Annotated in this window: 13 protein-coding genes; 7 read left to right on the top strand and 6 right to left on the bottom strand. The window is 74.3% G+C overall.

What is annotated here, in order from left to right:
* Positions 1–69: 69 nt before the first annotated feature.
* Entirely contained in the window at positions 70–231 is a 162-nt protein-coding gene (locus tag IH44_RS46530; RefSeq protein WP_157852334.1) for a hypothetical protein, read from the bottom strand.
* Between the two features lie 82 nt (positions 232–313).
* Positions 314–1,072, bottom strand: a complete 759-nt coding sequence (locus IH44_RS0115615; RefSeq protein WP_030460152.1) for a GntR family transcriptional regulator — start codon at positions 1,070–1,072, stop codon at positions 314–316.
* 103 nt (positions 1,073–1,175) lie between these two features.
* Here IH44_RS0115615 and IH44_RS0115620 point away from each other — a divergent pair, with 103 nt between their 5' ends.
* Both IH44_RS0115620 and IH44_RS0115625 read left to right on the top strand, forming a co-directional pair.
* Positions 1,176–1,412 (top strand): hypothetical protein, encoded by a 237-nt coding sequence (locus IH44_RS0115620; RefSeq protein WP_157852336.1) that lies wholly within the window; start codon positions 1,176–1,178, stop codon positions 1,410–1,412.
* Positions 1,409–1,636: a hypothetical protein gene (locus IH44_RS0115625; protein ID WP_030460154.1), complete on the top strand. Its 228-nt coding sequence runs from the start codon at positions 1,409–1,411 to the stop codon at positions 1,634–1,636. Before IH44_RS0115620 ends, IH44_RS0115625 begins: the two co-directional genes overlap by 4 nt.
* Positions 1,637–1,789: 153 nt before the next feature.
* Here the strand turns inward: IH44_RS0115625 and IH44_RS0115630 are convergent, their stop codons facing one another.
* Positions 1,790–2,353, bottom strand: coding sequence for a class IV adenylate cyclase (locus IH44_RS0115630; RefSeq protein WP_030460155.1), 564 nt, complete (start codon positions 2,351–2,353; stop codon positions 1,790–1,792).
* 120 nt (positions 2,354–2,473) lie between these two features.
* Here IH44_RS0115630 and IH44_RS0115635 point away from each other — a divergent pair, with 120 nt between their 5' ends.
* From IH44_RS0115635 to IH44_RS0115645, 3 genes are all read left to right on the top strand, one after another.
* A complete protein-coding gene (locus IH44_RS0115635) occupies positions 2,474–3,112 on the top strand; it encodes an HAD family hydrolase (RefSeq protein ID WP_030460156.1) in 639 nt (212 codons plus the stop codon).
* Between the two features lie 67 nt (positions 3,113–3,179).
* Positions 3,180–4,364: a helix-turn-helix transcriptional regulator gene (locus IH44_RS0115640; protein WP_030460157.1), complete on the top strand. Its 1,185-nt coding sequence runs from the start codon at positions 3,180–3,182 to the stop codon at positions 4,362–4,364.
* A gap of 421 nt (positions 4,365–4,785) precedes the next feature.
* Positions 4,786–5,085, top strand: coding sequence for a hypothetical protein (locus tag IH44_RS0115645; RefSeq protein ID WP_030460158.1), 300 nt, complete (start codon positions 4,786–4,788; stop codon positions 5,083–5,085).
* A gap of 156 nt (positions 5,086–5,241) precedes the next feature.
* On the opposite strand, the gene IH44_RS0115650 is transcribed toward IH44_RS0115645, so the two are convergent.
* Genes IH44_RS0115650 through IH44_RS0115660 form a run of 3 tightly spaced genes read right to left on the bottom strand, consistent with a single transcriptional unit; the run spans position 5,242 to position 8,782 of the window.
* Entirely contained in the window at positions 5,242–6,288 is a 1,047-nt protein-coding gene (locus IH44_RS0115650; RefSeq protein WP_030460159.1) for an agmatine/peptidylarginine deiminase, read from the bottom strand.
* Positions 6,289–6,318: 30 nt separating this feature from the next.
* Positions 6,319–8,040: an urease subunit alpha gene (locus IH44_RS0115655; RefSeq protein WP_030460160.1), complete on the bottom strand. Its 1,722-nt coding sequence runs from the start codon at positions 8,038–8,040 to the stop codon at positions 6,319–6,321.
* Positions 8,041–8,071: 31 nt separating this feature from the next.
* The gene (locus IH44_RS0115660; protein ID WP_030460161.1) at positions 8,072–8,782 is read right to left on the bottom strand and encodes an urease subunit gamma; all 711 of its coding nucleotides are present in this window, start codon (positions 8,780–8,782) and stop codon (positions 8,072–8,074) included.
* A gap of 321 nt (positions 8,783–9,103) precedes the next feature.
* On the opposite strand from IH44_RS0115660, the gene IH44_RS0115665 reads away from it, so the two are divergent.
* Together IH44_RS0115665 and IH44_RS0115670 are read left to right on the top strand one after the other, a co-directional pair.
* Entirely contained in the window at positions 9,104–9,529 is a 426-nt protein-coding gene (locus IH44_RS0115665; protein ID WP_232794953.1) for an ATP-binding protein, read from the top strand.
* Positions 9,530–9,791: 262 nt separating this feature from the next.
* Complete coding sequence (locus IH44_RS0115670; RefSeq protein WP_051816934.1) at positions 9,792–11,993, top strand: SpoIIE family protein phosphatase; 2,202 nt, start codon at positions 9,792–9,794, stop codon at positions 11,991–11,993.
* Positions 11,994–12,175 lie beyond the last annotated feature (182 nt).

A 12,175-nucleotide genomic window follows, 5' to 3' on the forward strand; every position in this document is an offset into this window, starting at 1 on the left:
GCTCCCGTACGGGGAGGTCCGGTCCTCCTCCCCGTACGGGAAGTCTCCCGCACGGGCCGGGCGCGGGGTTCACCAGCCGCCGTGCTCGCGGCTCTCGGTGGTCTCCCGGCGGCCGTCGGCGAGTCCGGCGCGGTAGGCGCGGCGGAGCAGGGCGGCGGCCCGGGCGGGGTCGAGGCCGGGGGCGAGGCGGAGGAGTTCGGCGGTGAGGTCGTCCAGGTTCTCGGGGGTCATGGATCCATCACACCGCGCCCCTCCGCCGCCTGCCCGCCCGGACGGGGCGGTGCGCAGCGGGCGACGGGCGGTGCGGGCCGGCTCAGTCGCCGGGCGGGCGGCCGTACCGGGTGGACCAGTGCTCGCCGGGCAGGACGAAGTCGGCGGTCTCGACGGGCCGGCCGGTGGCCCGGTCGTAGTGGGTGCGGCGGATGGCGAGGGCGGGCGCGCCGGGGAGCGTGGTGAAGGTCTGCGCCTCGGCCCGGTTGAGGCCGCGGGCGGTGACCTCCTCGACGGGTTCGCCGACGTCGATGCCGATGACGGCCATCCGCGCGGCGACGCCGATCCCGCCGTACGGCCCGGCCTCGGGCAGCACGATCAGGGCCTGGCCGGTGACGGCCATCGTCTCCCAGGACTCGGCCAGGTACCCGGGGTCGCCGTTGACCAGGTAGACGTACGAGGTGTGCATCACCGGGTCGCCGGGCTCGATGCCGAGGCGCTCGGCGATCTCCCTGCTCGCGGCCTCGGTGGTGGAGTGGCTGCGCCAGGTGGGGGTGACGCCCTGCTGAGTGAGGCCGACGGTGTCCGGTCCGACGGCGCCGGCCGCGCCGCCGCGGCGGACCAGGGTGGGGCGGGGTTCCTGCGGCCGGACGAAGTAGCCGCGCCCCTGCCGGGCGAGCACCACGCCCTCCTGCTCCAGCAGCCGGTACGCGGACTGGCCGACGCCGTGCGAGAAGCCGTACTGCGCCCGGATCTCGGCCAGGGACGGGAGTTGACTGCCCGGCGGGTACTCGCCGGAGGCGATCCGCTCGCGGATCCGCTCAGCCACCTGGAGATACGCGGAGGGCCCGCTACCGGTCATGGGACGTTCCTCCGAGAGGTGTGTGGTCCGCCGATCGGTGACACAGTATCCGGTGGGGCACTACTCTACGTGTAGAGCGTAGCCCTATGTGTACTCTGGGGGAGTGGTGCAGATCAGCACGCGTGCGTCCGACCTGCGGACGGCGATCGAACGGGCCTCGGGCGCGCAGGCCGACGTGCGGTTCGCCGTCGGCAGCACCAGGATCAGCATCCCCTGCCCACCCGACGACGCCCCGACCTGGAGCGAACTGCTCCAGGCGCTGCGCACCGCCGACCGCTGGGGCTCGGTCACCGCCGACGGACAGACCGTCATCTGGGCCCAGATCGAGGAGGAGCAGTGACCGCCGACCAGCCACAGCCCGGACCGCCCCCGGGCGGCCCCGAGCCCCACTACCGCCCGTGCCGCCGCTGCCCGCGCTGCACCACCGGCACGGGCCGCCCCCCGACCGCCGAACAGGACTGCTGGGACGCCTTCCTGACCGGCACCGTCACCGCGATGGCCGAACGCCGCCGCCGCGAACGCCACCACGAGGAGGCCGGCGGAGCCTCCGCCCCCGTGCGCTGACCCGCCCTCCACCGGGGCGGGGAGAACGGCCGGAAACGCCACACCGGAAGGTGCCGGATCATCAGGTCCGCCCCCTCCCGCGGAAGTCGGAGGAGCCGGGGTCCGTTCCACCGGTCGGGCACGACGGCGGTTCCGTGCGCACGAGCGGCCGGGCTAGGTGTGAGCGGCGGCGACCGCCTCGGTGTACAGCTCGGTGGTGAGGTCCCGGTCGGTGATTCCGAGCCCGCGCAGTACGCCCCGCACCACGGCGAGGGCGGCCGGCAGACTCGCCTCGTCCGGCGTCGGGGTCTCGACCTCCAGGTAGGTGCCGTCGATCTCGGGCACCCGCACCAGGGTGGCGAGCACCTGGTGGCCGTCGACGGCGAACCCGTAGTTCCGGCAGTGCTTCTCGAACGCGATCCGGGGCAGGTAGCCGAGCCCGCGGAGGATCGCGTGGGCGGCGTCGGGGCCGTCCACCCGGGTCTCGGACTCCGGCTTCGACCCGGATCCCCCGTCCACCCGGGCACCCTTGTAGGTGAGCACGGTACGTGTACTCCCGTTGCCGTACACGGTGCGGATCCGCAGCTCGCGGTCGGTGTCCGTCAGGGAGCCGGCCGGGTCGTCGTAGTAGGTGTCGCGGTACACCTCGGCCCGGCCGGGGCCGTGCGCTTCCTCCAGTGCGGCCGTCACGCCCTCGGGGTCGTGAACGCGGGCCTTCAACTCGGCTTCGATGGCCATCCGGTCCTCCGTCGGGCGGTGCGTGCGGCTGCACGCATCGAAGCGCCGGGTCGGTCCCGCCCGCAAGCCCGCGGGGCATCGTCCGGCCCCGGCCGCGGCGGCCCGACTACCCTGGCCGGCATGACGATCACAGCCGTGGTGTTCGACATCGGAGAGACGCTGACCAGCGACACCCGCTACTGGGCGGACTGGGCCCGCTGGCTCGGTGTTCCCGCGCACACCATGTCGGCGCTCGTCGGTCACGTCCTCGCCCGGGGACTCGACAACGCCGAGGCGATCCGCATCCTCCGCCCGGGGTGCGACGTCCCCGCGCAGTGGCGGGCCCGGCAGGCCGCAGGGCAGGGGGACCGGCTGGAGGAGGCCGACCTCTACCCGGACGTCCGGCCCGCGCTGCGGCAACTGCGCGACGCCGGAGTGTGGGTGGGTGTCGCCGGGAACCAGAACGCCGCCGTCACCGGCCTGCTGCGCGGACTCGACCTGCCCGCGGACGCGATCGCCACCAGCGGCGACTGGGGCGTCTCGAAGCCCCGCCCGGAGTTCTTCGACCGGGTTGCGCAGTGGGCGCCGGGCGACCGGCAGCAGATCGTCTACGTCGGCGACCACCCGGCGAACGACGTCGTCGCCGCCCGGGCCGCGGGCCTGCGTGCCGCACACCTGCGCCGGGGCCCGATCGGGCTGACCACTCCTGCACCGGACGCCGACTGGACGGTCGACTCGCTGACCGAGCTCTCCGACCTGATCGTCCGTCAATTCGGCTGAACCGCACCGGCGCAGGGCCGGAGCGGTTCGCGTCCGGGACCGTGACGGTGCGGGTAGCGTGCTCAGGGTGTCCGGACCCACCACTGCCCCTCTCGGGTACCGCGTAGCCGCCGCCCGCGCCGCCGTCGGCCTGACCCGCCGCGAGCTGTACGAGGCGTCCGGCGTCTCGGTCAGCATGATCCGCGCGGTCGAAGGCGGCACCCGGGTGCCGAGCGACACCGTGCTCGACGCCCTTGCCCGCGCCCTGCGCACCACGCCGGAGCACCTGGCCGCCGGCCCGGGCAGAACCGACTCCCGGGTGCACCGGGCGATCCCCGCGCTGCAAGCCGCGATCGCCGCCCACGACCTGCCGGAGGACGGCCCGGTGCGGCCGCTGCGCGAACTCGCCGCAGCCGTGGAGGAGATGACCGAGGCCCGCGTCAACTCGCAGTACAGCCGCCTCGCCGAGGCCGTCACGCCGCTGATCGAGGAACTGTTCCGCGCCGTGGACCAGGCGGTCGGGGCCGCTCGGCAACGGGCCGCCCGGCTGCTCGCACTGGCCGTCCGATCCGCCGACGCGGCCGCGTACAAGTACGGCTACCGCGACCTGTCCGGCCGGCTGATCGAGCTGATGCGGTGGGCTGCGTCGCTCGCCGAGGACCCGGCGCTCACGGCCGCCGCGGCCTACGTCCGCACCGAGACGTTCTTCGCCGCCGACCGGCCGGCTGCGGGCCTGCGCGCCCTGCAGCGGGCCGCTGACCAGATGCCCGCGCCCACGACGGTGCCGCTGGCCGCCGCGGCCGCCGCCCTGCAGATGCGGGCCGCCGTCGTGGCCGGCCGGGCGGTCGACGCCGACAGCGCCCGCCTGCACCTGGCTGAGGCCGAGCGACTGGTGCGCGACGTACCGGAGCGGCTGTACGACGGGACCGCGGTCGGGGCGGCCTCGATGCGCATCCACCGGCTCGCGGTGGCGGTCGAGCTCGCGGACCCCACCGAGCTCGGCCGCACGGTGGCGGAGGCCGGACGGTGGGTCCCGCCCCGGAACCTTCCGGCGGAACGGCGCTCGCACTACTACATCGACCTGAGCCGCGCGCAGATGGCGCTGGGCCGACCGCAGCACGCCCGCGAATCGCTGCTCGTCGCCCGCCGCACCGCCCCGCAGCACGTCCGTGAGCACGGCCAGGTCCGAACCGAGCTGGCCACGCTGGTCCGGCTCACCCGCGGCCGCGACGAGGAAGTGCTGTCGATGGCCCGCTGGGCGAAGGCCGTCTGACCGGAAGTGACACAGGCTGTGTCACTTCCGGAGGTCCGCGGCGGGGACCGTGGAAGCTGTGACAGCGACACCGCCTGACCAAGGCATCGACTCGGCGCGCCTCCACGGAGAGGCCTGTATCGCCTGCGGCTCGACCGAGCCCCCGCTCCACCCCCACGGCACCGTCACCGTTCCCGGTGAGACGCCTGGCGTGGTGCACGACTTCGACACCGTGGTGTGCACCGCCGACCTGGAACCCGGCCGTGGCCGGTAGCCCCCACGACGTCGAACGGCCCGCCGAGCCCACCGAGGCGAGGTACCGCAGGTGCGGTACCTGCTTCCGCTGCGTGCCCGGCACCGGTCGGGACCTGGCCGTCGAAGACTGCTGGGCCGTCTATCTCGACCGGGCCGTGTCCGGTCTGCTCGCTGCCCGGCGAACGGCATGACCGGCAGTCAGGGGTCGGGCACGGCTGTCTTCGGCGTCGCCGGCGCGATCGTCGCCCTGCTGGGAGTGGAGGTCCCGATCCGGCAGCTCGACTGCGGTTGTCACGCCCTGCAGGTGGATGTCACGCACGCCGACCGGCGCGCTGAAGGAAAGGCCGTGCAGTTGCTGATGTCGACACCCGGGGCGATGACCGTCGGCCGCATCCGACGGGGCTACCGCCTTCTCGGTGCGGCGATTCACGCGGGGGGCTGCCCGGTGGGCGACGTCCCGGTGCTGTTCTTCAAGGACCCGAGGTGAGTGGCCAACTGCGTCAGCGGGTTGTGGTTCGATCGCGGCCGTTCGTTGCGGAGCAGCGCCGGGCCGCCGGGAACGGCCGCGGGCCGGAACCCGTCCTCTGCGGAGGTGGGTTCCGGCCCGCGGTGGTGACGCGGTGGTGGCTCGGTGGTGAGCGGGTCAGGGCTGGGGTTGCTGCTGGGTGATGCAGTGGATGCCGCCGCCGTTGGCGAAGATCTCGCGGGCGTCGACCAGTTCGACGGTGCGGCCGGGGTACGCCTTCTCCAGGATCGCCTTGGCCTGTTCGTCGCGCGGGTCGTCGAAGGCGCAGAGGATGACGGCGCCGTTGGCCACGTAGTGGTTGATGTAGGAGTAGTCGACGGGTTCGCCGTCCTCGTCGAACAGGACGGTGGGGGCCGGGAGTTCGATCACTTCGAGGGTGCGGCCGTGGGCGTCGGTGGCGGTGCGCAGGAGGTCGGCGAGCTCCCGGCAGACGGCGTGGTCGGGGTGGGCCGGGTCGGGCTGGGAGTGGACGACCACGGTGCCGGGGCGGACGAAGGCGGCGACGATGTCGATGTGGCCGCGGGTGCCGAACTCGTCGTAGTCGCGGGTGAGTCCGCGCGGCAGCCAGATCGCCTTGGTGGTGCCGAGGTGGGCGTGGAGTTCGGCCTCGACCTGTTCGCGGGTCCAGTCGGCGTTGCGGCCCTCGCCGAGCTGCACGGTGTCGGTGACCAGGACGGTGCCCTCGCCGTCGACGTGGATGCCGCCGCCCTCGTTGATCAGCCGGGAGGCGAAGCGGCGCGCGCCGGTCAGGTCGGTGACGTGTTCGGCGATGTCCTGGTCCTTGTCCCAGCGGGCCCAGGACTGGGCGCCCCAGCCGTTGAACACCCAGTCGGCGGCGGCGAGTTCACCGTTGCCGTCGATCAGGAAGGACGGGCCGATGTCGCGCATCCAGGCGTCGTTCAGCGGCCGCTCGACGATCTCCACCTCGGCGGCGAGGTAGCGGCGGGCGTCCTCGCTCTCGCCGGTGTTGACCACCAGGGTGACCGGCTCGTACCGGACGACGGTGTTGGCGACCTCGGCCCAGGCGCGGCGGGCCGCGTCGAGCTGCTCGGGGCCGTCGAAGGTGGGGTTCGGGGTGGGGAAGGCCATCCAGGTGCGCTGGTGCGGGTGCCACTCGGCGGGCATCTTGAAGCCGAGCGAGGCGGGGGTGGGGGAGTTGCTCATGGGGTCAAGTCCTAGGCGGGTGAGGGTTGTTCAGAGGAAGTAGAGGCGGCTGAGCGAGACCGAGTCGGCGGGCGCCGAGCGCAGCGGTTCGCCGTCGAGCGAGACCAGGCCGGTGGCGGAGACGTCGACCCGGCCGGTCCGGCCGTTGCGGAGCATCGAGCGGGGGCCGATGCCGCGGGTGCCGCGCACGCCCACCCGGCGCCTGCGGGTGGGGAGTCGGTCGCCCGCGACGTTCAGGTAGGCGGAGTCGGCGGCGGCCTGGGCGACGAAGGCCACCGAGAGGTCGGCGGCGGTGGCCCCGTGCGCGCCGAACTGCGGGCCCAGGACGAGGGGTTCGCAGCGGTCGGTGGAGGCGTTCGGGTCGCCGACCACGCCGTAGGCGGGGAAGCCGGCCTTGAGGACGAGTTGCGGTTTGGCGCCGAAGTGGTCGGGGCGCCACAGCACCAGGTCGGCGAGCTTGCCGACCTCGATCGACCCGATCTCGTGCGAGAGGCCGTGCGCGATCGCCGGGTTGATGGTGAGTTTGGCGATGTAGCGCAGCACCCGCTCGTTGTCGTCGCCGCCCTCGGCGGTCCCGTACGAGCCGGTGCCGTCGAGCGGGCCGAGTTCGGCCTTCATCTTCCCGGCCATCGCGAAGGTGCGGCGGACCGTCTCGCCGGCCCGGCCCATGCCCTGGGCGTCGGAGGAGGTGATGCCGATGACGCCCAGGTCGTGCAGCACGTCCTCGGCGCCCATCGTCCCGGCCCGGATCCGGTCGCGGGCCATCGCGGCGTCGCCGGGCAGGTCGGGCTTGAGGTCGTGGGCGGAGACGATCATGTCGTAGTGCTCGCCCAGCGCGTCCCGGCCGAACGGGAGGGTGGGGTTGGTGGAGGAGCCGATGACGTTCTCCACGCCCGCCATCTTCAGCACGTTCGGCACGTGGCCGCCGCCGCAGCCCTCGATGTGGAAGGCGTGGATGGTGCGGCCCTCCAGCACGGCGAGGGTGTCCTCGACGGACAGGCACTCGTTCAACCCGTCGGTGTGCAGGGCGACCTGGACGTCGTACTCCTCGGCGACCCGCAGCGCGGTGTCCAGCGCCCGGGTGTGCGCGCCCATGTCCTCGTGCACCTTGAAGCCGGAGGCGCCGCCCTCGGCCAGCGCCTCGACCAGCGGGGCCGGGTCGGAGGACGAGCCGCGGCCGAGGAAGCCGATGTTGACCGGCCAGGCGTCGAAGGCGTTGAACGCGTGCCGCAGTGCCCAGGGCGAGTTGACGCCCACGCCCCAGACCGGGCCGAACTCCTGGCCGATGATCGTGGTCACCCCGGAGGCCAGCGAGGCCTCCATGATGCGCGGCGAGAGCAGGTGCACGTGGGTGTCGACGGCGCCGGCGGTGGCGATCAGGCCCTCGCCGGAGACGATGGTGGTGCCGGTGCCGACCACCACCTCGACCCCGTCCAGGGTGTCCGGGTTGCCGGCCCGGCCGATCGAGGTGATCCGGCCTTCCCGGATGCCGATCGAGGTCTTCCGGATGCCCTGCACCGCGTCGATCACCAGCACGTTGGAGACCACCACGTCGCAGGTCTCCCGGACGGCGGCGGGCTTCAGGTGCAGGCCGTCCCGGGCGGTCTTGCCGAACCCGGCCAGGAACTCGTCGCCGGGGGCCTGCGAGTCGGACTCGACCCGGACGATCAGCCCGGAGTCGCCGAGCCGGACCCGGTCGCCCGCGCGCGGGCCGTGCACCGAGATGTAGTCGTGCGGGGTGATGGCGCTCATGCGGGGTCCTTCCGGGTGGTCGAGGGGGCGGTCACCGGGCGGGCTCCGCGTCGTCGTACTCGGTCAGGTAGCCGGTCGCCCGGGCCTTGGCCAGCGCGGCGTCCTTCGCGCCCGGCGCGTCCAGCGGGCCGTCCACCAGCCCGGCGAAGCCGATCGCCACCCGGGCCCCGCCGATCGGGACCAGGCCGACCTCGACCGTCGCGCCCGGGTCGAAGCGCACCGAGGAGCCGGCCGGCACCGCGAGGTGGGTGCCGTAGGCGGCGGCCCGGTCGAAGGCCAGGCGCGGGTTGGACTCGAAGAAGTGGAAGTGCGAGGTGACCGAGATCGGCACCGAGGCGGTGTTGTGCACCGGCAGCAGCAGGGTCTCCTCCACCGGGTCGTAGCCCGCCCCGGTGCCGGGCAGCGCCGCGCCCGGGGCGCCCTCGCCGAGCGAGCCCGCGCCGCGGAACGGGTCGGTGACCACGGCGAGGCGCGTCCCGTCCTCGAACACCGCCTCCACCTGCACCACCGTGACCACGTCCGGGACGCCCGGCAGCACGTCCTCGGCGCCCAGCACGGTGCGGCCGGCCTCGATCGCCTCGGCCAGCCGGCGGCCGTCGCGGGCCGCCTCGCAGACGGTGTCGGCGATCAGGGCCGTCGCCTCGGGGACGTTCAGCCGCACGCCCCGGGCCCGCCGGGCGCGGGCCAGTTCGGCCGCGGTGAAGATCAGCAGCCGGTCCCGTTCAGTGGGGGTCAGTCGCACGGTGCCTCGCTTTGCGGGGGTCGCGGAGGGATGGTCGGTACAGATGTTAGAACGTCGTTCAAACTTAGCACCGCCGACACCCTGGGCACACGGGCGACGGACCCGCGGGCCCGGTCGAGGGGCCGTCGACGGGCCCCGGAGGGTTTTTCGAGGGCTGAGTGGGCAAGAGGAGGAACGAGAGGGGGCAGCCGACCCGGCGGGGGAGCGGGCGGCGGCCGTTCGGAACTACCCCGGGGGCGTACGAGGTTGATGGACGGTCAGGCGAGGTTTCCGCGACAGCGGTCGGCCACGTGGCGGGAGGGGGTCGAGCACCGGGGGCCGGTGGCGCAGACGCCGGCGGCACATCAACCCGGGTGCGCACTGCACCGCCGGCTGCACGCCGCGCTCGACGCGGCGGACCTGCCGGCGGTGGGAGCGGTGCGCCGGCGGCTGCGGGCGGCACTCGACCACTGGGGCCTCCCGGCGGAGCTGTCCGACACCGCCGAGCTGCTCGCCTCCGAACTGGTCACCAACGCGCTGGTGCACACCGGCCGGGGCGCGGTGTTCGACGCGGTGCTGACCGGCGGCTCGCGGCTGCGGGTCGAGGTGCAGGACGCCGCGGGCGGCCAGGTGCCCAACCGCCGCGCCGCCTCCGAGACGGCCACCTCGGGGCGGGGCCTGCTGCTGGTGGAGGCACTGGCGGACGACTGGGGCGTGCAGCTGCGGGCGGACGGGAAGACCACCTGGTTCGAGCTCTCCGCGGGCTGAACCGGGAATTGCGCCCACCCGCCGCCCACCGGCCGCCGGGCTCCGGCCGCGGGCCGGGGCGGCCCGCGGCGGATGAATATGCCGGACGTGATCGTGTGCGATCGGTACCGTTCGGCCCCCTGCCATTGCCGCCTTGCCGAACATACGAGAGGGTAGTGAGAATGTGTGCCAGGAGGCACACGCAACCATCGCGGTCCGGCCGGCCCAGTAGGGGACACGGGAACAACCAGCGGCCGCCAGGCAAGGCACCGGCAGGAGAAGCATGGCCACAGAGCCCGAGGCGCCTGGGCCCGCCCGCCGCACCCCGCCCGCCCAGGCCACCAGGAACGAGAGCACCGCGAACCCGCTGCGCACCGCCGCCGGACCGGCGTCCGGCGGTCGGACCGTGCCGCCGCCCTCCGGCCGCGGCCTGCCGACCCGCACCGGCGACTCCAGCCCCGAGTGGCTGGAACCCGCGATGGCGGCCAACGGCATCGGCTCGTTCGACTGGGACATCCGCCGCGACGTGCTGGTCGGCGACCAGCGGGCCTGCACGATCCTCGGCCTGGTCGGCCAGCCCTTCGACCGCACCTCCGCCTCCTTCCTGGCCCTGCTGCACCCCGAGGACGCGCCCGTGGTGCGCCGCCGGGTCGAGCGCGCCGTCGCCGAACTCGGCCAGTGCGGCGCCTACTACCGCACCGTCTTCCCGAACGGCGAACTGCACGCCGTGCGCTTCCGCGGCCGGGTGCTGGCCGACGCCTTCGGCCGCCCGTCCCGGATGGTCGGCTTCGTCTGGGACGCCACCGTCGAACTGCACAAGCGCGAGCGGGCCGACGAGCAGGCCCAGCTGCGCGAGCAGCGCTCCCGGTTCATCAAGGAGGCCGCCCGGGCGCTCTCCGAGGCCGTCACCGTCCGGGACGTCGCCCGGGTGTTCACCGAACTGCCGCTGCCGGGCCTGGGCCCCGACGGCCTCGCGCTGGCCTCGCTGGAGGCCGGGCGGATCGCGCTGCTCGGCTCCAACGGCTACCACAACGGGCTCAGCAACCAGTTCGACCGGATCCCGCTCGCGCCCACCCACCCCGCCGCCGAGGCGGTCCGGCAGCGCGCCCCGATCTTCGTCTCCAGCCGCGAGGAGTACCGCGAGCGCTACCCCGAGGCCTGGGACTGGGCCGAGGAGAGCGGCCGCTCCTCCTGGGCCTTCCTGCCGCTGATCGCCAGCGGCCGCCCCACCGGCATCTGCGTGGTCTCCTTCGACGACGACCGCGAACTCGACACCGACGAGCGCACCCTGCTCTCCACCCTCGGCGGCCTGGTCGCGCAGTCGCTGGCCCGGGCCCGCCTGCACGACGCCGAGCACGAGCTCGCCGCCGGCCTGCAGCGCGTCATGCTGCCCCGCACCGTCCCCGCCGTCCCCGGCGTCAGCACCGCCGTCCGCTACCTCGCGGCCGGCTCGGGCCTGCAGATCGGCGGCGACTGGTACGACGTCGTCCCGCTGCCCGGCGGGCACGTCGGCCTGGTGATCGGCGACGTCCAGGGCCACGACGTGCACGCCGCCGGCATCATGGGCCAGCTGCGGATCGCGCTGCGCGCCTACGCCGCCGAGGGCCACCCGCCCGCCGCGGTGATGGCCCGCGCCTCCCGCTTCCTGGCCGACCTCGACACCGACCACTTCGCCACCTGCACCTACGCCGAGGTCAACGTCGACTACGGCGTGGTCTACGCCGTCCGGGCCGGCCACCTCGACCCGGTGGTGCGCCGCGCCGACGGCACCGCGCACCCCGTCCCGGTCTCCGGCGGCCTGCCGCTGGGCGTCGACCCCGACGAGGAGTACCGGGTCACCCGGTTCAGCCTCGACCCCGGCGAGACGGTCGTGCTCTGCACCGACGGCCTGGTCGAGGCCCGCGGGATGGACCTCGACACCGGCTTCGCCCGGCTCTGCGAGAACGTCTCCGGCGACCTCCCCGGCATCGACGAGTCACCGCGCGAACCGCTCGAGGAACTCGCCGACCGGATCGCCTCCGGGGCCTCCGACAGCAGCGAGCGCGAGGACGACATCGCCCTGCTCCTGCTGCGCTGGGACGGCCCCGCGGGCGGGCGCGCCGCCCAGCAGCTGCGCCGCCGGATCGGCCAGGCCGACCTGGCCCGGATCGCCGAACTGCGCGGCGAGCTCCGCGACGCGCTGCGCCGCTGGGGCGTGCCCGAACTGATCGACACCGCCGAACTGCTCTCCTCCGAGCTGGTCACCAACGCGATCCGGCACACCGACCGGGACGCGATGTTCACCGCCCGCCTCTACCAGGAGCACGGCCGGGCCCGCCTGCGGGTCGAGGTCGAGGACGAGTCGGACCTCTGGCCGACCCGCCGCACCCCCGGCGAGCAGGCGTCCTCCGGCCGCGGCCTGATGCTGGTCGAGGCGCTCGCCGACACCTGGGGCGTGGAGCCCCGGGGCACCGGCAAGCGGATGTGGTTCGAACTCAGCAGCTGACGGCCCGTCGGGCGGTCAACCGAACTGCTGCTCCAGGTCCTTGAGCTTCTGCTCCAGCGAGTCGAGCCGGGGCAGCGTCACCGTGTCCTCCTCCGGGGTGAGGTCGATGCTGCGGTGGGCCGCCGGGGTGGCGGGCAGGCCGGCGGGGGCTATGGCGGGCTCCGTCGGGGCGGGCGGCGAGG

The organism is Kitasatospora sp. NRRL B-11411, from assembly GCF_000721345.1.
Lineage (GTDB): Bacteria > Actinomycetota > Actinomycetes > Streptomycetales > Streptomycetaceae > Kitasatospora > Kitasatospora cineracea.